Origin of the sequence: Motiliproteus sediminis (genome assembly GCF_017912535.1) — a bacterium.
Classification (GTDB): Bacteria; Pseudomonadota; Gammaproteobacteria; order Pseudomonadales; family Balneatricaceae; genus Motiliproteus; species Motiliproteus sediminis.
Window position 1 is genome coordinate 108127 of sequence record NZ_JAERQK010000006.1, and the last position, 24057, is coordinate 132183.

The following is a 24057-nucleotide window of genomic DNA, read 5'->3' on the forward strand; positions in this document are numbered from 1 at the left end:
CGATGCTGAAACTGGAAAACGTATCCACCCACTACGGCAAGATTCAGGCGCTGCACGATATCTCACTGGAGGTGAAGCAGGGCGAAATTGTCACCCTGATCGGAGCTAACGGTGCCGGCAAGTCCACCCTGATGATGACCATCTGCGGCGACCCGCGTGCCAGCAGCGGCACCATCACCTACAAAGGGCGGGACATCAGCAAGGAACCGACCGACCAGATCATGCGCACCGGTTTGGCGGTCGTGCCTGAAGGCCGGCGTATCTTTGCGGGCATGACCGTTGAAGAAAACCTCAGCATGGGCGGTTTTTTTACGCCCTCCAAACGCTACAAGGACAATATGGAGCTGGTGTACGAGCTGTTTCCTCGCCTCAAGGAGCGGGAAAATCAGCGTGCCGGCACCATGTCCGGCGGTGAACAGCAGATGCTGGCCATCGGTCGTGCGTTGATGAGCAACCCGGAAATGCTGTTTCTGGACGAGCCCTCGCTGGGCCTCGCCCCGATCATCATTCAGCAGATTTTCGAGATTATTGCCAAGCTGCGCGACGAAGGCGTGACCATCTTTCTGGTGGAGCAGAACGCCAACCAGGCCCTGCGCATCGCTGACCGCGGCTACGTGATCGAAAACGGCCACATTGTACTGCAGGACAGCGGTGCCAACCTGCTGGTCAATGACGAGGTTCGCAACGCCTATCTCGGTGGCTAACCGCCCACAGGGCGCCCTCTGGGCGCCCTGATTTGCCATCATAGTCACTATTACTCGCAAGCATTTCCCGCAATCCCCGCCGCCGCGTAGTCTGACTCCCGTACCCACTGCGAGGAGTAAATAACATGCGAAGCGTCAAACTGATCGCCATGGCATCGGCCGTCGCCCAGCGCGGCTATCACGTTCTGGTCAACGAAACGGTCAACCGCGTTACTCTCTTTCATACCGATGGCCGCTGCTTCAGCCTGCTGCCAAACGCTAGCCAACGGATCATTCAGAATCTGCGCCACTTCCGTCTCAACTCCCAGCGACTCCCACTGCACACTCTGCAGATGGCCGCCGCCAAGCCGGTGCTCGAACAGCTATTCCGTCCGCAGCTGGCGACCGCCAGCTGAATATCACTGGTGATCAATCAACATTCTTTATTGATTGATCACCAGTCACTATTATCCGCCCTGGAACTGCCGCTGCCCGATCGGTCGTGCTAGCATCATGCTCCCCGAACCGACTGAAGGACCCGCCCGTGGAGCACAAAACCTTTATCACCATCCGCTGGGGTGAAATGGACGCCCTGGGGCACCTCAACAACGTGGCGTATTTTCGCCTGATGGAAGAAGCCAGGGTGCAGTGGCTGGAATCGCTCGATGTCACCCTCAGCAGCCACGAGGAAGGCGTCGTCGTTGTTAATGTCAGCTGTGACTTCCTCCGCCAGGTGCACTATCCGGCCACGATCCGGCTGCACTCCTTCGTTGATCGCATCGGCCGCAGCAGCATCGACCTGCACCAGCGGATGTACATCGAAGGCGGTCCGGAGGAACCGTGCGCCGAAGGTCATTCACGTATCGTCTGGATCGACTTTAAAACCGCACGTTCGGCACCCATTCCAGCCTGGCTGCGCCAACGCCTCGAAGCGGCCCGCGCTGACACCCATGTTTGACCAGCTTCGGCGGCGGCGAGCGAATGGCAAGATGCAACTGGCCTTCGACCGGCGGGATCCCGTGCTGCTGAAAAAAGCGCTGGATAGTGGCGCCTGCCCGGATCAAGCGGTGAGCAGCGACAGCGCGGCGGCGCTGCCCGCACTCGACCTCGCCATACGGCTGGGTCTCACCGAGCATGTCCGGCTGCTGCTTCATGCCGGTGCCGCCATTGAGCCCGAGGCGCCGCGACTGGTAGCTGCCGTTACCGCCGATACGCACAGCCTGCCCATTCTCACCCTGCTGCTGCAAGCCGGAGCCGACCCCAACAGCGCCGGCGGCCTGGCATTGTTTACCGCGTTGGACAGCGACGATGAAGCCGCCGCCCAGTTGCGACTCAGCCGCCTGCTGGAATACGGCGGCCAGATCAGTGCCGCCAACCACCGGGGTTGCTCGCTGCTGGAACTCGCGCTACAAAAGGAGTTCAGACAGCTAAGCTGCACCTTGATCAATGCCGGCGCACCGCTTCCGCCCGGTCTTGATCAGCTTGACTGCAGCGATGAACTAAAAGCTTTGGCCCGACGCTGGGCCGACGACGTGGCCATACGCCGGATGCTGCAGGGCCACTAAGGAAAACGATTCATCTCTATCAAGGACACAGGATGCAACACGCTCAACCCGGAATCCTCGCGGAGGTTCCGCTCCAGGCCCGTTATCTGACCTTTCAACTCAAGCCCGGCTGCAACATCAACGGCCTTCGTGACGAGCTGGAAGCGCTAGCGGTTTCCGAACGACTTGTGGTCGGGCTCGGTGCCTCATTGCTTGCCCGGCTGGAACTCTGTGTGCCACCGCTGCACGCCTTTCCTCAGTATGACGCGGCTTCAATCCAGTTACCCTCGACTCCGGCAGCGTTGTGGTGCTGGTTGCGTGGCAATGACCGCGGCGAGCTGTTACTGCAGAGCAGCGGCCTGCAGCAACAACTCGCTCCCTGGCTGGAGCTGAGCGAGGCCGTCGATGCCTTCCGGTTTCTGGAAGGGCGCGACCTCACCGGCTACGTCGATGGCACCGAAAACCCGCAAGGCGAGGAGGCCCGGCAAGCAGCCTTCACTCAGGAGGGCACGCTGCAGGGATCCAGCTTTGTCGCAGTTCAGCGCTGGCGTCACCGCATGGAAAGCTTTGACGCCATGTCACAAACCGAGAAGGACCACAGTGTAGGTCGCCGGCTGAGTGACAACGAAGAGCTCGACGATGCCCCCGAATCAGCCCACGTCAAACGTACCGCTCAAGAAAGCTTTGCCCCCGAGGCGTTCCTGCTGCGTCGTTCCATGCCCTGGAACCGGGGCCAGGAACAGGGGCTGATGTTTGTCGCCTTTGGCCATGACCTGCAGGCATTCGAGCAGCAACTGCGGCGCATGTACGGCCTTGAAGACGGTATTGTGGACGCCCTGTTCCGCTTTACCCTGCCCGAAACCGGCGCCTACTTCTGGTGTCCCCCGACAGATTCGGGCCAACTACAGCTTGATGCTGCAGCGCGGAAGTAATGTGCTTCATGTTCCGGGGAGATCGGATGCGATTTTTTCACTGGTGTGCCAGGACCCGGTCCCTATACTGAAAGCAAGCTCAGATGAGCAACCGGCTCTTCCCGCCGACTGTACGCCACGCAAGTGCGCTCAGCGGCGCCAGAGGAAAGAACGGAGCCCCGGATGTCCGGGACTCCGTTTTTTTTCGTCTTGATTCTGGCTTAATCAGGCGTCCTGCAGAAACGCGGGATCGAGCTTCAGCTCCTGATTGGAGTTCACCCCCACACCCCGTGAACTGATGTTGCGCGCGATCGCCTGGGCTTCATCGAGCGAATGCATCTCATAGGTGCCGCACTGATATTCGTTCAGCTCCGGTATCTGCTTCTGGTCAGCCACCCCCATAACGTCGTTCATCGACGCCAACCAAGCCTCGGCAACCTGCTGCTCATCGGGCGTGCCGATCAGACTCATATAGAATCCGGTTCGACAGCCCATCGGTGAAATATCGATGATCTCGACCCCGTCACCGTTGAGGTGGTCGCGCATAAAGCCGGCAAACAGGTGCTCCAGCGTGTGAATACCGCGCTCACTAAGAATCTCCTCATTGGGGCGGCAAAAGCGGAGATCAAAGACGGTGATGGTGTCGCCGCCGGGGGTGGTCATGGTTTTGGCGACACGCACCGCTGGTGCGTTCATCCGAGTATGGTCCACTGTAAAGCTGTCTAGCAACGGCATGGGTTATCCTCTTCGGTCTACCGGGTTCTGTTCCAACCCCAAGCGGGGAATCTCTAATTTCGGGCAACGATCCATGATCACAGTCAGGCCATAATCGGCGGCACGTCGGGCGGCGACACCGTGGATGACCCCCAACTGCCCCCAAAGCACCTTGGCACCGATACGGATGGCTGCTTCGGCGACCTCGGGCAACTCTTCAGAGCGGCGAAACACCTCCACCATATCAACCTTGATGCTGGCGGGAATGCTATCCAGGTCTGGGTAGACTCGCTCGCCCAGCAATTCGTCGGCGCCCGCCTGGGGATTAACCGGGATCACACGATACCCATGCGCCTGCAGATAGGCCATCACTCGGTGGCTGTCCCGCTGCGGTTTGGGGCTGGCCCCCACCAGTGCGATCACCTTCACCGAGGTCAACAGATCGCGCAGCAGCGAATCGTCATACTGTAGATGCATATTCAACGTCCTCCACAGGTGGGACAAGCCGGGTCGCGGCGAAGTTTCATGCTACGCCACTGCAGCCGCTTGGCATCCAGCATCAGCAAACGCCCTGTCAGGGTCTCACCGACGTTGCACAATACCTTTAGCGTTTCCAGCGCCTGGGTCGTACCGATCATACCGACCAGCGGCGCAATCACCCCGCTGTTGGCGCAACTCAGAGCTTCATCATCGCCGCCGTCCGGAAACAGACAGTGGTAGCACGGGCTGTCGGGGTTACGCACATCATAGACCGAAACCTGGCCTTCCATGCGGATCGCGGCGCCGGAGATGAGTGGTGTTCGCGCCGCCACACAGGCGGCATTGAGGGCAAAGCGGGTGGCGAAATTATCGCTGCAGTCCACCACCGCATCAGCGGCGCTGACTTCCGCCGCCAGCGCCTGATCCGCCAGCTGCGCGCGCGACAGCACCTGCACCTCTGGATTGATCGCTCGCACGCTGGCGGCGGCAGAAGCCACCTTGTCTTGGCCGATATCCGCCTGCCCATGTGCGATCTGGCGCTGCAGGTTGCTGAGATCCACCTGATCGAAGTCGCTCAGCACCAGAGTGCCGACACCCGACGCTGCCAGATACAGCGCCACCGGCGAACCGAGCCCGCCGAGACCGACCACCAGCACCCGCGCACGCAACAAGCGCTCCTGACCGGCGATGTCCACCTCGGGCAGCATAATCTGGCGACTGTAGCGTAACAGTTGGTCGTCATTCATCGATTGGGCTCCGCTGGGCCAAGGTGACCCGATCCCGGCCACCTAGATCCTGCCGGGTTGCAACGGCCTGCATGCCAGCCTGGCGCATGAGATCGCGCACGGCAGCGCCTTGATCATAACCATGTTCCAGCATCAACCAGCCGCGGGAGGCCAGATGATTCTGCGCGCCGGCAATGATCTGGGCGATATCGGCCAACCCCTGGTGCGGCGCCACCAGTGCCGACAACGGCTCAAAGCGCACATCGCCCTCGCTAAGGTGGGGGTCGTCCGGATCAATATAGGGGGGATTGCTGACAATCAGATCAAACGGCCCTTGCAGCGGCTGGTACCAGCTGCCTTCCAGCACCCGTACGTTGTCCAGCTGCAGCCGGGCGCGGTTACGCTCCGCCAGCGCTGCGGCCGCAGCCACGCACTCGACAGCGACCAGCTCCCACGCCGGGCGCTCCCGCGCCAGCGCCAACGCAATGGCACCGGTACCGGTGCCCAGATCAGCCACGCGGCAGCGATCGGCAGGCAGCTGAGCCAGCGCCAGCTCCACCAGCAGTTCGGTTTCAGGGCGCGGGATCAGGGTGCTGGCGTTGACTTCGAGATCCAGATCCCAGAACCCTTGCCAGCCAAGAATATGCGCCACCGGCTCGCCCTGCTGTCGCCGGGCAAGAGTCCGCTCAAGCCGCGCCTGCTGCGGCGCTGTCAAAGCACGTTCGGGCCAGGTGTACAGGTAGGAACGCGGCTTATCCAGCGCTGCGGCCAGCAGCAACTGCAGATCGAGTTCCGCCGTATCACTGACCGCCTGTAACCGACTCGCCAGTTTCAGCGCTTGCTGGATCGTGAGTAAGGACTCGCTCATTCGCCCGACATGGCGGCCAGCAGATCGGCCTGGTGCTCCTGGATCAACGGATCAATCACCGCCTCAAGATCACCTTCCATTATTTCTGGAAGCTTGTAGAGGGTCAGGTTGATACGGTGATCGGTCACCCGCCCTTGGGGGTAGTTATAGGTGCGTATACGCTCAGAGCGATCGCCACTGCCCACCAGAGAACGGCGGGTGTCAGCCTGCTCCGCGGTTTGCTTGGCCTGGGTTTCGGTGAGGATTTTAGAGGCCAGCAGCGACATCGCCTTGGCGCGATTCTTGTGCTGCGAACGCTCCTCCTGGCACTCCACCACAATACCGGTGGGCAGGTGGGTAAGACGGATCGCCGAATCGGTTTTATTCACGTGCTGACCACCGGCACCGGAGGCGCGGAAGGTATCCACTCGCAGGTCGTTCTTGTTGATCTCGATCTCGTCGGTGATTTCCACTTCCGGCATCACCACCACGGTACAGGCCGAGGTGTGGATACGCCCTTGGGATTCAGTTTCCGGCACTCGCTGAACCCGGTGCGCGCCGGACTCGAACTTGAGACGTGAATACACATCCGCACCCACCACACGAGTAATGATCTCTTTATACCCCCCGTGTTCACCCAGGCTTTCGCTGATCACTTCGATCCGCCAGCCCAGCTTCTCGGCATAACGGGAATACATCCGGAACAGGTCTCCGGCAAAAATGGCCGCTTCATCACCACCGGTGCCGGCGCGGATCTCCAGGAAGGTGTTATTGCCGTCGTTGGGATCCCTGGGCAGGAGCAGTTTCTGCAGTTCCAGCTCAAGGGACTCGATACTGTCGGTGGCCAGCTGCAGCTCTTCGGCAGCCATCTCTTTCATCTCGGGATCAGCCAGCATCTCTTCCGCTTCAAGCCGATCTTCCTGCGCCTGCTGGTAGCGGGTGTAATGCTCAACCACGGGCTCAATCTCCGCGTACTCCTTGGAGTAGGCGCGGAAACGGTTCTGATCGCTGATCACCTCGGCATCGCCGAGCAAGGCAGCAAGCTCCTCGTAACGATCCTTGAGGTTATCGAGTTTGGCGACGATGGAGTCTTTCATTCAGGGTTTTTCTCAGTGGCGGAATCAGGGAGCAGGTCAAACAGCTCCTCGGTCAGTTCCAGTAATTCGGTGCGCCCCTGGGCGGTGGCATTCTTAAGCTGAACGGTGGGCATATGCAGCAGTTTATTGGTCAGCCCCCGCGAGAGCTGCTCCATGACCTGCTGGGGATCACGACCGTTCTCCAGCTGCCGCAGCGCCTTGGACAATTCATGCTGGCGCAGACTCTCCATCTTCGAGCGCAGCGAGCGCAGGGTATCAACCGCATCCAGCGAACGCAGCTGACGCATGAAGTCGGCCGCACCGTGACTGATCAGCGACTCGGCTTCGCGCGCCGCGCTCTCCCGAGACTTGACGTTCTCTTCAATCACTTCGCGCAGGTCGTCGACGGTATAAAGGTATACATCCGACAGTTCGCCCACTTCCGGCTCGATGTCGCGGGGTACGGCAATATCGACCATAAACATCGGTTCATGCTTGCGCTGTTTCAGCGCCCGCTCGACCGCGCCCTTGCCGAGGATCGGCAGCGGACTGGCGGTGGAGGAGATCACAATATCGGCGCTGGCCAGCGCATGAGGGATCTCTGGCAACAAGATGGCGCGGGCGCCAACCTCGTCGGAGAGTTTCTGTGCCCGCTCCAGCGTCCGGTTGGCCACCACGATCTCGCGAACACCCGCCTGCTGCAGGTGGCGCGCCACCAGCTCGATGGTCTCGCCCGCACCGATCAGCAGCGCCCGGCTCTTGCCCAGATCGGTAAAGATATGCTGCGCCAGACTGACCGCCGCGTAGGCCACAGAAACCGGATTTTCGCCGATGGAGGTCTGGGTGCGCACCTGCTTGGCCACCGAAAAAGTATGCTGAAACAGCCGCCCCAGTTCGGAATGTACCGACTTAGCCTGCTGCGCAGTGGCAAACGCGGTTTTAAGCTGCCCGAGTATCTGCGGCTCACCCAGGACCAGCGAATCCAGTCCGCACGCCACACGCATCATGTGGCGCACCGCATCCTCATCCCAGTGCAGGTAACTGCAGGGTTCCAGATCGGTGTAGTCAAGTCCGTGATAACGACCCAACCACTCCAGCACCGCGCGCCCACCTTCCACACCGGAAGCACAGTAAAGCTCGGTGCGATTACAGGTCGACAGGATCGCCACTTCTGCCAGCTGAGCCTCATGGCACGCTTCCAGCAACGCGTCCTGCAGTTGCTCCGGCGAAAACGCGACCTTCTCGCGCACCGCTACCGGAGCCGTTTTGTGATTGATGCCTAAAGCCAGCAGCGCCATGGGGTTGAAGCAGCCTCCAAAATATCAAGCGCGTAATAATACACTTTGCCGGGACAATTCTCGACTCCCCGCCCGCGTGAATAGCTATTTTAACGACTGATAAAAAGCGCCACCGACTGCAACCGATCAGCGGTGCCCGTGGTCACAAGGTAAACCAGAGTGGCTTCACACTGACAATCCCGTCAAAGCCGCTTATAGTTAGGCCATTCTCCGGAGCAAGGAATCGATCGTTGCGTAGTTTGTTCAGCACCTCGTCCAAAGCCCTTTCCGCCGTGACCCTCGCCTTGCTGGCAGGCTGTTCGGGACTGCAATCACCGACGCCGGCACCTGCTCCCGCGGCCGAGCCACCGGCTGCCAGCGCCGCGTCTGAAGCGACCCAAGGCAGCTTCGAACCCGCAACCCTGTATGCCCTGTTGGTCGCCGAGATCGCCGGCCAGCGCGGCCTGCCCCGAGTGTCGCTACATAACTACCTGCAAGAAGCGGAACGGACCCGCGACGTCGCTATTACCCGCCACGCGGCGCATATCGCCGCGCAGCTCAAAGATACCGAGAGTCTGTTGCGCGCCGCCCTGATCTGGGCCGACATCGAGCCGGCCAATCCTGCCCCCTACCGCCTGGCGGCTGGCGAGCTGATCAAGCGGGGCGACCACGCGCGCGCGCTACCGCTGCTGGAAACTGCGCTGCGCCTTAACGACACCCCGGTGGTGGACGTACTGGTCGAGCGGGTTGAGAAAATGAGCGCCGAAGAGCTGGACGCCTATCGCCAACTGATGGACCAGCTGCTAACCGAACAGCCGCAACAACCCCGCTGGCTCTACACCAAGGCGGCCCTGCTGCGCCTGCAGCCGGAGCTGGAGCCGGCACTGACACTGGTACAGGACGCCCTTGCCCAGGAGCCGGACTTCGACCGCGCCATTTTGCTGGAGGCAGATCTGCAAGCGCGCAGCGGCCATGTTGACACCGCCCTCAGCCATCTGCGCGAAGAGCTGCGCCAGCGAGACCATAAGCAGATGCGGACCCTGTACCTGCGCCTGCTACTGGAAAAGCAGCAGTACCCGCTGGCGGAACAACAGGCACAGTTGCTGGTCGCCAATCACCCGGGCGACCACAACCTGACCTTTTATGTCGGCGCCCTGCTGATGGAGAACGGCCGCCTGGATGCCGCCGAGGGCTACTTCGAGCAACTGGCCATGGCGGTTGGCAGCAACAGCACCCTGCACTATTACCTCGGCCGCATCGCCCAGCAGCGAGAGGACCGCGCCGAAGCACTGGCACACTACACCCGGGTCAGCGACGCTCCCTATCTGCTGCCCAGCCAAGCCGAAATCGGGCGCCTGCTCGATCAGCCCGAAGACCGCGATCAACTGACCGAAATTTACAGTACCGCGCGTCAGCAGCACCCCGCCGCCGCCGCAACTCTTTACGCCCTTGAAGGCTCCTGGCTGGCGGACAAGGACCTCAAGCACGCAGCCATGCTGGTCTACAACGAAGGCGTCAGTCAGTTCCCGGACGACACTCGCTTGCGCTACAACCGCGCCATGCTCGGCGAGCAACTGGATGATCTGGCGCTGCTCGAAAGCGACCTGCGTCACCTGCTCGAACTGGAGCCGGACAACGCCATGGCACTCAATGCGCTGGGTTACAGCCTCACCGACCGCACTGACCGCCACCCTGAGGCGCTGAAGCTGATCAGTCGCGCACTGGAGCTGAAGCCTGACGACCCCGCCATTCTCGACAGCATGGGCTGGGTCCATTTCAACCTGGGTCAACTGGATATCGCGCTGGACTATCTGCAACGCGCCTACACCAGCTTCCCCGACCCCGAAATCGCCACCCACCTGGGCAAAGCGTATTGGGCGCTGGGGCGCACTCAGGAGGCGATGGCCGTTTGGCAGGAAGCGCTTGAGCGCGACCCGGACAGCCAGCTGCTGCTGGATGCGGTCGCCGCGGTACAACAGGACACCCCTACGGCCAAGCCCTGACATGCGCTATCTGGCCCTACTACTGATCGCGGCGCTGGCCGGCTGTGCCACGCGACCGCCGCCCGCCATGCCACTCCCTGTCACGCCCTGGGAACAGCGCCAGCAACAGCTAGCGCCCCAGCAACACTGGACGCTGCAGGGCAAGATTGCCGTTCGGGTCAACGGCACCAACAACGCCGCCAATCTCAACTGGACCCAGCACGGTGATGCCTATCGGATTTTCATGGCCGGCCCGCTGGGGCGCGGCGCGGTTGATATCGAAGGCACCAGCCAACGACTGCGTCTGCTCATCGCCGGCGAAGAACCTTACGAAACCGATAATCCTGAAATGCTGCTGTACCAGCGACTGGGGTGGAGTTTTCCGCTTGATCAGGTCAACTGGTGGATCCGGGGCTTACCCGCACCTGCCAGCCCTCACCGCATAGTGCTTGACGAACGCCAGCGCCTGAGCGAACTGAACCAGAGCGGCTGGACCATCCGCTACCCCCGATATCGCGAGTTTAACGGTACCGAACTGCCGGCCAAACTGATCCTGACCCGCGGTGACCAGCTCAAGCTCACACTGGTGTTCAAGAGCTGGCAACTGGGTACCGGCGAGAGCTGAAAAAGATGGCGATTTTTTAACCATTCCGGCACCGCAGGGGTTTGACAACCGCCCCACCTTCGACCAAAATACGCGCTCTTTAAATCGCGCCCTCGGGCACGATGGTATTGCTGGGGTATCGCCAAGCGGTAAGGCAACGGGTTTTGATCCCGTCATGCGGAGGTTCGAATCCTCCTACCCCAGCCATCTTTATTTAGCGGAACCCCTGAACAGATCCTACCTCCACGGCCCAGAAGGTAATTCGCGTGTCCAAGTTAATGGTCTTTACCGGGAGTGCCAACCCGGAACTGGCGGACAAAGTTGTCCAGAAACTGTGTATCTCTCTCGGCAAGGCGACCGTGGGTCGTTTCAGCGATGGCGAGATCGCAGTTGAACTGAACGAAAACGTCCGCGGTAAAGACGTTTTTATCATGCAATCCACCTGTGCGCCGACCAACGATCACCTCATGGAGCTGATCTTCATGGCGGACGCCCTGCGCCGCGCCTCGGCCACCCGCATTACTGCGGTGATGCCCTACTTCGGCTACGCCCGCCAGGATCGTCGCCCGCGTTCGGCACGGGTGCCGATCAGCGCCAAGGTGGTCGCCGGCATGATGGCCAACGTCGGTATCGACCGGGTTCTGACCGTCGATCTGCACGCTGACCAGATTCAGGGCTTCTTTGATATCCCGGTAGACAACGTCTATGGCTCGCCGGTACTGCTAAGCGAGATCAAAGCCCAGAACTACGACAACCCGATCGTGGTATCACCGGATGTGGGCGGCGTGGTTCGTGCCCGCGCCGTGGCCAAGCAACTGGACACTGACCTCGCGATCATTGACAAGCGTCGCGAAAAGGCCAACGAATCCCAGGTGATGCACATCATCGGTGACGTTACCGACCGCACCTGCGTCCTGGTGGACGACATGTGCGATACCGCCGGCACCCTGTGCAAGGCTGCCGATGCACTGAAAGAGCACGGTGCCAGCAAGGTCGTGGCTTACGCCACCCATCCGGTACTGTCCGGCAAGGCGATCAGCAACGTTAATAATTCCAGCCTCGACGAGCTGGTAGTGACCGACACCATCCCGCTCAGCAGCGAAGCTGCTGCCTGCGAACGCATCCGCCAGCTGACCATGTCAGACCTGCTGGCCGAATCGATTCGGCGGGTATGCAATGAAGAATCCATCAGTGCCATGTTCCTGTAACCGGCCCTGATACAACGCGCCCTTCGGGGCATTTGAAACTGTCGGGTGCACTGGTCGCAAGTCCCCGGCCTTATAGAAAGGAAAGACATCATGTCTGCATTTGTAGTTAATGCCCAAACCCGTTCCGACCTGGGGAAAGGTGCGAGCCGCCGCCTGCGTCGTGAAGCGGGCCAGCTGCCGGCGATCCTGTTCGGCGGTAAGTCAGAGCCTCAGGCGCTGTCGCTGGTCCAGAAAGACCTGATCAAGCACCTGGAGTCCGAAGCCTTCTTCTCCAGCATCCTGACTCTGAATGTTGATGGCACCGAGACCAAGGCGATCCTCAAGGATCTGCAGCGTCACCCCGCCAAGCCGGTTATCCTGCACGCTGACTTCCAGCGCGTAGAAGACGACCAGCCGATCAAGATCACCGTCCCGCTGCACTTCGTTAACGAAGGCAAGTCAGAAGCCCTGAAGATGGGTGGCAAGGCGACCCATATCGTTAACCAGGTTGAAATCAAGTGTCTGCCGGCGGCTCTGCCCGAGTACCTCGAAGTTGACATGCTCAACGTCAAGGTTGGCGACATCATCCACCTGACCGACGTCAAGTGCCCGGAAGGCGTTGTCATCCCGGCACTGGCCCTGGGTGAAGATTACAACCAGCCGGTTGCTACCGTTACCGCCAAGCGCAAGTAAGGCGACGTAACAGGGCCCCGACACTGTGGCAGAGACGGTTCAACTGATTGTCGGCCTGGGTAATCCCGGGCAACAATACGACCAGACCCGCCACAATGCCGGGGCCGATTTCGTTCTGCAGCTCGCCAAAGAACTGCACTGCACCCTGCAAGCGGAAAAGCGCTTCAGCGGCCTCTACGGCAAGGCGCGACTCGGCAATCACGACGTCCACCTGCTGATCCCCTCCACCTTCATGAACCTCAGCGGTCAAGCGGTGCAACCCCTTGCCAGCTACTTCAAGATTCCGGTGGAGTCGATCCTGGTGGCCCATGACGAGCTCGATATCGACCCCGGCACCGCACGCCTGAAACGCGGCGGCGGCCATGGCGGCCACAACGGCCTGCGCGACATCATCGCCCGCTTTGGTGGCAGCAACGGTTTTTTGCGCTTGCGCCTGGGTATCGGCCACCCCGGTAACGCCCGTCAGGTCGCCGGCTACGTCTTGCAAAAAGCGCCCCAGAACGAACGTGAACAACTACAGGCCTGCATCGATGAATCGCTGCGGACCCTACCCCTATTACTGAACGAAGGGCTGCAGAAAGCGATGACCCGCCTGCACAGCTTCAAGGCGTGATCAGCCGGCAGCCCTTACCTTCACCGGACATCTACACAGGATTGCACCATGGGTTTTAACTGCGGCATCGTCGGTCTTCCCAACGTTGGCAAATCGACGCTCTTCAACGCCCTGACCAAAGCAGGCATCGACGCGGAGAACTTCCCGTTCTGCACCATCGAGCCCAATGCCGGTGTCGTTGCCATGCCTGATCCGCGCCTGCAGGTGCTGGCCGATATCGTCAAGCCGCAACGCGTGCTGCCGACCACCATGGAGTTCGTCGACATCGCCGGCCTGGTTGCCGGCGCGTCCCGGGGCGAAGGACTCGGCAACAAGTTTCTGGCCAACATCCGTGAAACCGACGCCATCGCCCACGTGGTGCGCTGCTTTGAGAACGACAACGTCATCCACGTGGCCAACAAGATCGATCCGCTGTCCGATATCGAAGTGATCAATACCGAACTGGCACTGGCAGACCTTGAGTCCGTGGAGAAGCAGCTGCAGAAGGTGATCCGTATCGCCAAGAGTGGCGACAAGGACGCGATTCGCACCAAAGAGCTGATGGAAAAACTGCAGCCGCATCTGGACCAGGGCCTGCCGGTACGCTCGCTACCCCTGACCGATGACGAAAAAGCCCAGCTGAAGCCTCTCAACCTGCTCACCAGCAAGCCAACCATGTATATCGCCAACGTTGACGAGGACGGCTTTGACAACAACCCCCACCTCGACAAGGTCACGGCACTGGCCGCCGAAGAGGGTGCCGAAGTGGTCGCCATCTGCAACAAACTGGAAGCCGAGATCGCCGAGCTCGATGACGAGGAGCGCAACGAATTCCTCGCCGATCTGGGCATGGAGGAACCCGGGCTCGATCGCGTTATTCGCGCCGGCTACAAGCTGCTGGGACTGCAGACCTACTTCACCGCTGGCGTTAAAGAGGTGCGCGCCTGGACGCTGAAGCAGAACGCCACCGCACCCCATGCAGCCGGCGTCATCCACACTGATTTCCAGAAAGGGTTCATCCGCGCCGAAGTGGTCAGTTACGACGACTTTGTTGCCTGCAAGGGCGAGCAAGGCGCCAAAGAGGCGGGCAAATGGCGACTGGAGGGCAAGGAGTACATCGTCAAAGACGGCGACGTAATCCATTTCCGCTTTAACGTTTAATTCCGTTTCCTGAGGTGTTGACAAGCCCGGCTCAAACGGGAATAATTCGCGCCTCAAACGGAGGCTATGTAGCTCAGTTGGTTAGAGCACATCACTCATAATGATGGGGTCGCAGGTTCGAATCCCGCCATAGCCACCATCTTTGCTGGGGTATCGCCAAGCGGTAAGGCAACGGGTTTTGATCCCGTCATGCGGAGGTTCGAATCCTCCTACCCCAGCCATCTTTTCCGCACTCTACATTCACTCTGAACTAGCCACTCATGCCGATGATTGGCGAGCTTCCGCGCACCACTAGCAACAAGCCGAGTCGAGCAAAATCGCGACACATTGTCATCGTCCGCGATGACAACCCGAAGAGTGAGGCGAAGCTGAGTCATCCTCCGACCCCAGCCATCTTTTCTCGTCGCCGCGTTACCGTCACCCCCATAGCTTTTTGTTGCTTCAGGTCGGTGAATATTGGCTCCAAAACCTGTAATCTAAACCTCTCTTACGGCCTGCCAATCAAGGGATTCGAGTTTCAGCGCCATGGCTAATCTGCGACAAAACCTCAACATTCTGTTCACCGGAATCTCCAGCAGCGATTCGGAGCCGACCGTTAGCCTGCTGCGCGCCGCCCGGCTCAACCCTCGTGCCGAGCAAGCAGCCAGTGAAGCGCAGCTGCGCCAGCAACTGAACGAGCGCTCCTGGGACCTGATCCTGTTCGCCGAGAACGACTCACTCTCGCTGGAACAACTGGCCGACGTGGTGAAGAACCACAGCAAAGATATCCCGGTGGTGGTGATCGCCCCTGACAACGCCACCTGCCACCGCATGAACGGCCTGAAGCATCGGGCCGCGGCGGTGGTACCCAGCGGCGAGAAAGAGCTGCTGGCGCTGGTGGTTCGCCGTGAACTGTACCATCTGGAGAACCGCCGCCGCCGGCGTCAGGCCGAGTTTCTGCTGGTGGAGTCCGAGAAGCGCTGCCACGAGCTGCTGCACTCCTCAACCGATGCCATCACGCTGATCGACAAGCAGAACCATTTCATCTACATGAACCCGGCATTTCAGGCACTGCTGGGACTTGATAGCAGCGAATCCTATGGCAATCTGAGCATCGAGATGCTGGCCAGCGGCGAGGAGCTCAGTGCTTTAAAAGAGATCATCACCGAGTACCACCGGGACCCCAGCGTTAATCGCGAACTGGATCTTCTGGCCAAGCGCAAGGATGGCAGCCAGTTTCAGGCCAACCTGTTCCTGAGCCAAGCCCGCTTCGAACGCTCTCTCTGTACCCAGGTGATCGTGCGCACACCGCAGGAAGACGCTGCCATGGAGTCGCTGGCAGAGCAGGATCTGGTCACCGGCCTCAAGAACCAAGTGTTCCTGGCCAAACGGCTTGATCAGTCGGTTCAGGCCGCCGTGCGCGCCGATCAGGAAGTGAATCTGCTTTATATCACCCTCGACAACTTCAATGGCGTGAAGGCCGAAATCGGCGTTAACGGCGCAGATGCTGTCGTGCGAGACGTGGCCGATATTCTGCAAAAAATGGTCAACCGCGCCCATGTCCTGACCCGCTACAACCTTGATGCCTTTGCCATCATCTACGGCGACGCCGACTCTCAGAAAGCGGTCGATGTGGCGGAGCGGATCCGTCACGCCATCGAGCGCAATATCACTGAAGTGGCTGGTGCCAAGATCCAGACCACCTGCAGTATCGGTGTCACCCCCATCAACGCTGACTCCGCCAGCGCCCAGGAAGTGTTGAGACTGGCCCAAACCGCGTCCGAATCGGTTCGAGGCAAGAACAAGAGCGGTAACGGCGTGCACCTGCACATTCCTGTGGAGCAGGACGAAGACGACGGCTTGTCGGTGAAAAAGCTACGTAACGCCATCAAGGAAAATCAGTTCAAGCTGCTATTCCAACCAGTGGTCAGCCTGCGCGGCGAGCATGAAAGCGTCTATGAGGTACTGCTGCGCCTGCTGGACAAGGACGAAAACCAGATCTCGCCCAACATGTTTATGACCATGCTGGATCACGCCGAGGTAAGCGTCGAACTGGACCGCTGGGTGATCGCAGAGAGCATCCGCCAGCTGGCCGAGGAGCAGAACAAAGGTCATAAGAACCGCCTGTTCATCAATCTGACCGGCCGTTCACTGGAGGATCCGCGCCTATTGCACTGGATTCGTGATCAGCTGAAAGAACACAACGTAGCCGGCGACAGCCTGATCTTCCAGTTCAGCGAATCGGATGCGTCCAGCTACCTGCGCTACGCCAACATCTTCGCCCAGGGCTTGGTGCAACTGCATGCCACCGCCTGTATCAAGCACTACGGCAGCTCGATCGACTCCGAAAACGTACTGCGCCACGTCCCGGCCAAATACATCAAACTGGATGGCTCCTTTGTCCAGGAGCTGGATGACCCCGACAAGCACGAAGCCTTCGACAAGCTGGTCGAACCGCTCCGCTTGGGTGAGAAAACGGTTATCGCCCCTCTGGTGGAGGGCACCAACGTGATGAGCAAACTGTTCCGCTCCGGCGTGCACTACATTCAGGGCTACTATCTGCAAGCTCCACGCGAACGCATGGACTACGACTTCTTTACTGACGGTTAAACCAAAACCCGCTGCACCAAGGCGTGGTGGCAGCAGACCCTGCCACCACGCCCCCTTCCCGGCTCGGATTCAATCGGATACAACCGCCCCTGATAGGGACCACAGCAATGCCGCGCACACAGGCGCTGCCGTAATTAGCAGGGCATCATTCGCCGTTAGCGCCGATCAGCAGCGCCCATACCCCGAATACGCAGGCAAAAAAACCCCGGCGGTAGAACCAGCCGGGGTTTTTTAACTGCCGAAACGGCGTATTACTTGGACTTGGCCGCTTTCTTCTCTGCTTCAGCCGCGATAACCGCTTCAGCAACAGAGTTGGGGCATGCTGCGTAGTGCGAGAACTCCATGGAGAACTGGCCACGACCCGAGGTCATGGTACGCAGGTGGCCGATGTAGCCAAACATCTCGGACAGCGGTACATCAGCCTTGATGCGCACGCCCGTGCTGCCCGGCTCCTGGCCACCGATCATGCCGCGGCGACGGTTCAGGTCACCGATAACGTCACCCACGTGATCTTCCGGCGTGAACACGTCAACCTTCATGATCGGCTCCAGCAGCTGCGGGCCGGCCTTCGGCATGGATTGACGGAACGCGCCCTTGGCCGCGATTTCAAACGCGATGGCAGAGGAGTCAACGGCGTGGAAACCACCATCGTACAGCTCAACTTCAACGTCCAGCACCGGGAAGCCAGCCAGCGGGCCGGTATCCATCATGCCCTTGAAGCCCTTCTCGATCGCCGGGAAGAACTCCTTCGGTACGTTACCGCCCACCACCGTGGAGGTAAAGGTGAAACCGGAACCCGGCTCACCCGGACGGATGCGGTAGTCAATCTTACCGAACTGACCGGAACCACCAGACTGCTTCTTGTGCGTGTAAGAGTCTTCCACCGGCATGGTGATGGTTTCGCGGTAGGCTACCTGCGGCTTACCAACAACCAGCTCAACGCCGTAAGTACGCTTGAGGATGTCGACCTTGATATCCAGGTGCAGCTCACCCATCCCCTTGAGGATGGTTTCACCGGAATCTTCGTCGGTTTCAACCACGAAGGTGGGGTCTTCAGCAACCATCTTGCCGATAGCGATACCCATCTTCTCGGTGCTGCCTTTGTCTTTCGGCGCCACAGCGATAGAGATAACCGGTGCCGGGAAGACCATCGCTTCCAGGGTGCAGGGTTTCTTGGGGTCACACAGGGTGTGACCGGTCTGCACGTTCTTCATGCCGATAACAGCGATGATGTCACCCGCCTGCGCGGTGGTCAGCTCGGTACGCTCGTTAGCGTGCATCTCCACCATACGGCCGATACGCTCGGTCTTGCCGGTGAAGGAGTTAAGGATGGTGTCACCCTTGTTCAGCACACCGGAGTAGATCCGGATAAAGGTCAGGGCGCCGAAACGGTCGTCCATGATCTTGAACGCCAGCGCGCGCAGCGGCTCGTCAGCAGATACAATCGCCTTTTCGCCGGTGGGGTTACCCTCTTCGTCGGTCAGATCCTGCGGATCGACTTCGGTCGGTGACGGCAGATAGTCAACAACAGCGTCCAGCACCAGCTGGATGCCCTTGTTCTTGAACGCGGAGCCACAGAAGGTGGGGAAGAAGTCCAGCGCGATAGTACCCTTGCGGATGCAGCGCTTGAGATCTTCGATGGAGGGTTCTTCACCTTCCATATAGGCCATCATCAGGTCGTCGTCCTGCTCTACGGCAGTCTCGACCAGCTTCTCGTGGTACTCGTCAACCAGCTCAACCATGTCGGCCGGAATGTCCACTACCTCGAAGTTCTCCGGTTGGCCGGAGTCGTCCCAGACGAAGGCTTTCTTGTTCAGTACGTCAACCACGCCGGTGAACTCGTCTTCACGACCGATCGGCAGGGTCATCACCAGCGGGTTGGCACCCAGCACGTTCTCAACCTGGTCGACAACGCGCAGGAAGTCAGCGCCCATGCGGTCCAGCTTGTTAACGAAGATGATCCGGGCAACTTCGGATTCGTTCGCGTAGCGCCAGTTGGTTTCAGATTGCGGCTCAACACCGCCGGAACCACAGAATACACCTACGCCACCATCGAGAACCTTCAGCGAACGGTAAACTTCAACGGTGAAGTCAACGTGCCCGGGGGTGTCGATGATGTTAAAACGGTGATCCTTCCAGAAACAGGTGGTTGCTGCTGACTGGATGGTAATACCACGCTCAGCTTCCTGCTCCATGAAGTCGGTAGTGGATTCGCCATCGTGAACCTCACCGGTCTTATGGATTTTACCGGTCAACTTCAGGATACGTTCGGTGGTGGTAGTCTTACCCGCGTCAACGTGGGCAAAAATACCGATATTGCGATATTTGGATAGCTCTGCCATGGGTTTTCTCGATCTATCTGGGCGAAAAGTGCGCCATAGTATACAGGAAATTGTGCTCGGCGGCGGTAGTTCAATGGCGAGAATTTCACCACCATTGACCATGCAAAAAAGCCGCACCCGGGAGGTGCGGCTTTAACATCGCCAACGTCACACCGAAGCGCGACGCTCAGCACTCAGGCTTACTTGATAACTTTAGCTACGACGCCAGCACCAACGGTACGACCACCTTCGCGGATCGCGAAGCGCAGGCCGTCGTCCATGGCGATCGGAGCGATCAGCTCAACGGTCATCTGGACGTTGTCGCCCGGCATAACCATCTCAACGCCTTCAGGCAGCTGACAGGAACCGGTCACGTCAGTAGTACGGAAGTAGAACTGCGGACGGTAGCCTTTGAAGAACGGCGTGTGACGGCCGCCTTCGTCTTTGCCCAGTACGTAAACTTCGGCTTCGAAAGTAGTGTGCGGAGTGATGGAACCCGGCTTGGCCAGAACCTGACCACGCTCAACTTCGTCACGCTTGGTGCCACGCAGCAGCGCGCCGATGTTCTCACCTGCACGGCCCTCGTCCAGCAGCTTGCGGAACATCTCAACACCGGTACAAGTGGTCTTGGTGGTCTCTTTGATACCCACGATTTCCACTTCTTCACCAGTCCGGATGATACCGCGCTCAACACGACCGGTAACAACGGTACCACGACCCTGGATGGAGAATACGTCCTCGATCGGCATGATGAAGGCGCCGTCGATGGCACGCTCGGGCTCAGGGATGTAAGAGTCCAGAGTCTCTACCAGCTTCTTAACGGCGGTAGTACCCATTTCGTTGTCGTCTTCGCCGTTCAGAGCCATCAGGGCAGAACCCGGAATGATCGGAGTGTCGTCGCCCGGGAAGTCGTACTCGCTCAGCAGGTCACGCAGCTCCATTTCAACCAGCTCAAGCATCTCGGCGTACTCTTCGCTGTCGGCACCGCCACAGTCTTCAGCCAGCAGGTCAGCCTTGTTCAGGAAGACCACGATGTAAGGAACACCCACCTGACGAGACAGCAGGATGTGCTCACGAGTCTGCGGCATCGGGCCGTCAGTCGCGCCACAAACCAGGATCGCGCCGTCCATCTGGGCAGCACCGGTGATCATGTTCTTGACGTAGTCAGCGTGGCCGGGGCAGTCAACGTGCGCGTAGTGACGCGCGTTGGAATCGTACTCAACGTGAGAGGTCGCGATGGTGATACCACGCTCGCGCTCTTCAGGAGCGTTGTCGATGCCGTCGAAAGCAACTGCAGTACCACCGAAAACTTCCGCACATACGCGGGTCAGGGCAGCAGTCAGGGTGGTTTTACCGTGGTCAACGTGGCCGATAGTACCAACGTTAACGTGCGGCTTAGTACGTTCAAAAGTTTGCTTAGACACGGTTATTAGCCTCTTAGCTTACGTATTCAATTAATATTCAGATTTGATGATAGCGTCGGCAACATTCTGCGGCGCTTCGCCATACTTCAGGAACTCCATGGAGTAGGTCGCACGACCCTGAGTCGCGGAGCGCAGGTCGGTAGCGTAACCGAACATTTCGCCCAGCGGTACTTCAGCGTTGATGACCTTGCCGGAAGGAGTGTCTTCCATACCTTGGATCATGCCGCGACGACGGTTAAGGTCGCCCATGACATCACCCATGTTCTCTTCCGGAGTCACAACTTCAACCTTCATGATCGGTTCCAGCAGACAGGGGTCCGCCTGAACTGCGTACTTCTTCAGAGCCTGAGAAGCCGCGATCTTGAATGCCATTTCGTTGGAATCCACTTCGTGGAACGAGCCGTCATAGAGGCGAGCCTTCAGCCCCAGCAGAGGATAGCCGGCGATAACGCCGTTTTTCATCTGCTCGCTAATGCCCTTCTCAATCGCCGGAATGTATTCCTTGGGAATCACACCACCCACGATTTCGTTGACGAACTCCAAGCCATCCTCTTCCGAGGGCGAGAACTCGATCACCACGTGACCATACTGGCCGCGGCCACCGGACTGACGCGCAAACTTATGGTTGGCATCAACCGATGACTTGATCTTCTCACGATAGGCCACACGGGGCTTACCGATGTTGGCTTCCACCTTGAACTCGCGTTTCATGCGGTCAACGATGATATCCAGGTGCAACTCACCCATACCGGAGATGATAGTCTGACCGGACTCCTCGTCGGTTTCGACGCGGAAAGAGGGGTCTTCCTGAGCCAGCTTGCCCAGTGCGATACCCATTTTTTCCTGATCAGGCTGAGACTTCGGCTCCACCGCAACGGAGATAACCGGCTCGGGGAACTCCATCCGCTCCAGTACGATCACATCGTCCAGTGCACAAAGAGTGTCACCGGTGGTCACATCCTTGAGGCCGATAGTGGCCGCGATGTCACCCGCCAGTACTTCTTTGATCTCTTCGCGGTTGTTGGAGTGCATCTGCACCATACGGCCGACGCGCTCTTTCTTCTGCTTGACCGAGTTGTACACCGCATCACCGGACTTCAAGGTACCGGAGTAAACGCGGATAAAGGTCAGCGTACCCACGAACGGGTCGGTCGCGATCTTGAACGCCAACGCCGCGAACGGCGCCTTGTCGTCAGCGGGACGGGTGGCAACGGTGTCGTTACCATCGTCCAGCGTGCCTTCGATCGCCTTGACTTCCAGCGGCGATGGCATCATTTCGACAACAGCATCCAGCATCGCCTGCACACCCTTGTTCTTGAACGCAGAACCGGCCAGCATCGGCACGATCTCGTTGTTCAGGGTGCGTTGACGGATACCGGCCTTGATCTCTTCAGCCGACAGTTCGCCCTCTTCGAGGTACTTGTCCATCAGCTCTTCTGAGGCCTCGGCCGCCGCTTCCATCATCTGCTCGCGCATCTCTCCAGCGCGCGCCTGCAGATCAGCCGGAATTTCGGCTTCGTCGTAGGTCATGCCCTGATCGGCTTCGTTCCACAGAATGGCCTTCATCTTGACCAGATCGACCACGCCCTTGAACTCGTCCTCGGCACCGATCGGAATATTGATCGGCACCGGAACGGCGCCCAGACGCTTCTGCAACTGGTCAACAACCATGTAGAAGTCGGCACCGGCACGGTCCATCTTGTTGACGAAAACCATGCGGGGCACATGATATTTGTTAGCCTGGCGCCAGACCGTTTCAGTCTGCGGCTGCACCCCGGAGGAGGCGCACAGAACCACTACCGCACCATCCAGTACCCGCAGGGAACGCTCGACCTCAATGGTAAAGTCGACGTGCCCGGGAGTATCGATGATGTTGATGCGATGCTGATCGAACTGCTGATTCATGCCTGACCAGAAACAGGTGGTCGCAGCAGAAGTGATGGTAATACCCCGCTCCTGCTCCTGCTCCATCCAGTCCATGGTCGCAGCGCCATCGTGAACTTCACCGATCTTGTGCGACAGACCGGTGTAGAACAGTACGCGTTCCGTAGTTGTTGTCTTACCGGCGTCAACATGGGCACAGATACCAATGTTGCGATACCGGTTAAGAGGTGTTTTACGGGCCACGGGCAAGTCCTCTGCTTAGAAGCGGTAGTGGGAGAAGGCCTTGTTGGCTTCTGCCATACGGTGAACGTCTTCACGCTTCTTAACAGCTGCACCACGTCCTTCAGCCGCATCAGCCAGTTCGCCGGCAAGACGCAGGGCCATGGACTTTTCACCACGCTTACGCGCGGCGTCTACCAGCCAACGCATGGCCAGCGCGGAACGACGTGAAGGACGAACTTCAACGGGAACCTGGTAGGTAGCACCACCGACACGGCGGGACTTAACCTCGACCATCGGCTGAACCGCTTCCAGCGCCTTGGTGAACACTTCCAGCGGATCGTTCTTGGTGCGTTCTTCGATTTTGGCCAGCGCGCCGTATACGATACGTTCGGCGACTGACTTCTTGCCAGAGACCATGACGTGGTTCATGAACTTGGCCAGTACTTGGTTACCGAATTTGGGATCCGGCAATACTTCGCGTTTTGCGACTACGCGTCTTCTAGGCATGATAAGCCCCTTAAAAAATAGGTCTTCAGGTTAGTCCGGGCACCTATACAAAGCATAAAGGCCCGACCTTACTCTTATCGTCAACAACGACCGGTAGCGAGGTCTTGTGGGAACGCGCTACGAGAGCAGATAACAACCGTCCTTACTTAGGACGCTTGGCACCGTACTTGGAACGACCTTGCTTACGATCGGCAACACCGGAGGTATCCAGGGCGCCACGAACGGTGTGGTAACGAACACCCGGCAAGTCTTTTACACGACCGCCACGAATCAGTACAACACTGTGTTCCTGCAGGTTGTGACCTTCACCACCAATGTAGGAAGTCACTTCATAGCCGTTGGTCAGGCGCACACGACATACCTTCCGCAGAGCCGAGTTCGGCTTCTTGGGGGTAGTGGTGTAAACCCGGGTGCAAACGCCACGACGCTGAGGACAAGCCTGCAGTGCAGGCACGTCACTCTTTTCGACGACGCGCTTACGCGGCTTACGAACCAGTTGGTTAACTGTAGCCATTTAGCTTAACTCCACGCTTTACTTAAAAAGCTCCATAAAGAAAGACAGGACGCACGCTCCTGCCACGAAGGGGCGAAATTTTAATCATCTCGCCCACCAGAGTCAACAAAAGCCCGATCC

Annotated in this window: 23 protein-coding genes and 3 tRNA genes; 15 read left to right on the top strand and 11 right to left on the bottom strand. The window is 59.2% G+C overall.

Annotation, left to right across the window (positions count from 1 at the left end; translation table 11 throughout):
• Positions 1-2: 2 nt before the first annotated feature.
• The 5 genes from JJQ76_RS12030 to JJQ76_RS12050 all read left to right on the top strand — a co-directional run bounded on the left by JJQ76_RS12030 (position 3) and on the right by JJQ76_RS12050 (position 3159).
• A complete protein-coding gene (locus JJQ76_RS12030) occupies positions 3-704 on the top strand; it encodes an ABC transporter ATP-binding protein (protein ID WP_210397083.1) in 702 nt (233 codons plus the stop codon).
• Between the two features lie 125 nt (positions 705-829).
• The gene (locus tag JJQ76_RS12035) at positions 830-1099 is read left to right on the top strand and encodes a hypothetical protein (protein WP_210397085.1); all 270 of its coding nucleotides are present in this window, start codon (positions 830-832) and stop codon (positions 1097-1099) included.
• A 128-nt stretch (positions 1100-1227) separates the two neighbouring features.
• Complete coding sequence (locus JJQ76_RS12040; RefSeq protein ID WP_210397087.1) at positions 1228-1641, top strand: acyl-CoA thioesterase; 414 nt, start codon at positions 1228-1230, stop codon at positions 1639-1641.
• Positions 1634-2248 (top strand): ankyrin repeat domain-containing protein, encoded by a 615-nt coding sequence (locus tag JJQ76_RS12045; RefSeq protein ID WP_210397089.1) that lies wholly within the window; start codon positions 1634-1636, stop codon positions 2246-2248. Before JJQ76_RS12040 ends, JJQ76_RS12045 begins: the two co-directional genes overlap by 8 nt.
• Positions 2249-2280: 32 nt before the next feature.
• Positions 2281-3159 carry a Dyp-type peroxidase gene (locus JJQ76_RS12050; RefSeq protein ID WP_210397091.1) on the top strand — a complete coding sequence of 293 codons (879 nt, stop codon included), beginning with the start codon at positions 2281-2283 and terminating at the stop codon, positions 3157-3159.
• 204 nt (positions 3160-3363) lie between these two features.
• Here the strand turns inward: JJQ76_RS12050 and luxS are convergent, their stop codons facing one another.
• Genes luxS through hemA form a run of 6 tightly spaced genes read right to left on the bottom strand, consistent with a single transcriptional unit; the run spans position 3364 to position 8278 of the window.
• On the bottom strand, positions 3364-3873 hold the full coding sequence (gene luxS / locus JJQ76_RS12055; protein WP_210397093.1) for an S-ribosylhomocysteine lyase: 510 nt from the start codon (positions 3871-3873) through the stop codon (positions 3364-3366).
• A 3-nt stretch (positions 3874-3876) separates the two neighbouring features.
• Complete coding sequence (locus JJQ76_RS12060) at positions 3877-4329, bottom strand: CoA-binding protein (protein ID WP_210397095.1); 453 nt, start codon at positions 4327-4329, stop codon at positions 3877-3879.
• A gap of 2 nt (positions 4330-4331) precedes the next feature.
• Positions 4332-5078 (bottom strand): molybdopterin-synthase adenylyltransferase MoeB, encoded by a 747-nt coding sequence (moeB, locus tag JJQ76_RS12065; protein WP_210397097.1) that lies wholly within the window; start codon positions 5076-5078, stop codon positions 4332-4334.
• Positions 5071-5925, bottom strand: coding sequence for a peptide chain release factor N(5)-glutamine methyltransferase (gene prmC / locus JJQ76_RS12070; RefSeq protein ID WP_210397099.1), 855 nt, complete (start codon positions 5923-5925; stop codon positions 5071-5073). The genes moeB and prmC overlap by 8 nt, the downstream gene beginning before the upstream one ends.
• Positions 5922-7001, bottom strand: a complete 1080-nt coding sequence (prfA, locus tag JJQ76_RS12075) for a peptide chain release factor 1 (RefSeq protein ID WP_210397103.1) — start codon at positions 6999-7001, stop codon at positions 5922-5924. The genes prmC and prfA overlap by 4 nt, the downstream gene beginning before the upstream one ends.
• On the bottom strand, positions 6998-8278 hold the full coding sequence (hemA, locus tag JJQ76_RS12080; RefSeq protein WP_210397105.1) for a glutamyl-tRNA reductase: 1281 nt from the start codon (positions 8276-8278) through the stop codon (positions 6998-7000). The genes prfA and hemA overlap by 4 nt, the downstream gene beginning before the upstream one ends.
• 230 nt (positions 8279-8508) lie before the next feature.
• On the opposite strand from hemA, the gene JJQ76_RS12085 reads away from it, so the two are divergent.
• The 10 genes from JJQ76_RS12085 (at position 8509) to JJQ76_RS12130 (ending at position 17065) form a co-directional block, all read left to right on the top strand.
• Positions 8509-10260 (top strand): tetratricopeptide repeat protein, encoded by a 1752-nt coding sequence (locus JJQ76_RS12085; protein WP_210397107.1) that lies wholly within the window; start codon positions 8509-8511, stop codon positions 10258-10260.
• Position 10261: 1 nt separating this feature from the next.
• Positions 10262-10864, top strand: a complete 603-nt coding sequence (gene lolB, locus JJQ76_RS12090; RefSeq protein WP_210397109.1) for a lipoprotein insertase outer membrane protein LolB — start codon at positions 10262-10264, stop codon at positions 10862-10864.
• Between the two features lie 111 nt (positions 10865-10975).
• Positions 10976-11050 (top strand) — tRNA-Gln (locus tag JJQ76_RS12095).
• A gap of 59 nt (positions 11051-11109) precedes the next feature.
• Positions 11110-12051 (top strand): ribose-phosphate pyrophosphokinase, encoded by a 942-nt coding sequence (locus JJQ76_RS12100; protein ID WP_210397111.1) that lies wholly within the window; start codon positions 11110-11112, stop codon positions 12049-12051.
• Between the two features lie 90 nt (positions 12052-12141).
• Positions 12142-12723 carry a 50S ribosomal protein L25/general stress protein Ctc gene (locus tag JJQ76_RS12105; protein WP_210397113.1) on the top strand — a complete coding sequence of 194 codons (582 nt, stop codon included), beginning with the start codon at positions 12142-12144 and terminating at the stop codon, positions 12721-12723.
• A gap of 25 nt (positions 12724-12748) precedes the next feature.
• Positions 12749-13336, top strand: coding sequence for an aminoacyl-tRNA hydrolase (gene pth, locus JJQ76_RS12110; RefSeq protein WP_210397115.1), 588 nt, complete (start codon positions 12749-12751; stop codon positions 13334-13336).
• Between the two features lie 48 nt (positions 13337-13384).
• A complete protein-coding gene (gene ychF, locus JJQ76_RS12115; RefSeq protein ID WP_210397119.1) occupies positions 13385-14476 on the top strand; it encodes a redox-regulated ATPase YchF in 1092 nt (363 codons plus the stop codon).
• Between the two features lie 62 nt (positions 14477-14538).
• Positions 14539-14615: transfer RNA gene (locus JJQ76_RS12120), tRNA-Met, on the top strand.
• Between the two features lie 7 nt (positions 14616-14622).
• A tRNA-Gln gene (locus JJQ76_RS12125) sits at positions 14623-14697 on the top strand.
• 304 nt (positions 14698-15001) lie between these two features.
• Complete coding sequence (locus tag JJQ76_RS12130; RefSeq protein ID WP_210397120.1) at positions 15002-17065, top strand: EAL domain-containing protein; 2064 nt, start codon at positions 15002-15004, stop codon at positions 17063-17065.
• 251 nt (positions 17066-17316) lie between these two features.
• Here the strand turns inward: JJQ76_RS12130 and fusA (JJQ76_RS12135) are convergent, their stop codons facing one another.
• From fusA (JJQ76_RS12135) to rpsL, 5 genes are all read right to left on the bottom strand, one after another.
• Positions 17317-19407: an elongation factor G gene (gene fusA / locus JJQ76_RS12135; protein ID WP_210397121.1), complete on the bottom strand. Its 2091-nt coding sequence runs from the start codon at positions 19405-19407 to the stop codon at positions 17317-17319.
• 179 nt (positions 19408-19586) lie between these two features.
• A complete protein-coding gene (gene tuf, locus JJQ76_RS12140) occupies positions 19587-20810 on the bottom strand; it encodes an elongation factor Tu (RefSeq protein ID WP_210397122.1) in 1224 nt (407 codons plus the stop codon).
• A 30-nt stretch (positions 20811-20840) separates the two neighbouring features.
• Positions 20841-22937 (bottom strand): elongation factor G, encoded by a 2097-nt coding sequence (gene fusA / locus JJQ76_RS12145; protein ID WP_210397123.1) that lies wholly within the window; start codon positions 22935-22937, stop codon positions 20841-20843.
• Positions 22938-22952: 15 nt separating this feature from the next.
• A complete protein-coding gene (gene rpsG / locus JJQ76_RS12150) occupies positions 22953-23423 on the bottom strand; it encodes a 30S ribosomal protein S7 (RefSeq protein WP_210397124.1) in 471 nt (156 codons plus the stop codon).
• A gap of 142 nt (positions 23424-23565) precedes the next feature.
• Positions 23566-23937 carry a 30S ribosomal protein S12 gene (rpsL, locus tag JJQ76_RS12155; RefSeq protein WP_210397125.1) on the bottom strand — a complete coding sequence of 124 codons (372 nt, stop codon included), beginning with the start codon at positions 23935-23937 and terminating at the stop codon, positions 23566-23568.
• Positions 23938-24057: the final 120 nt, after the last annotated feature.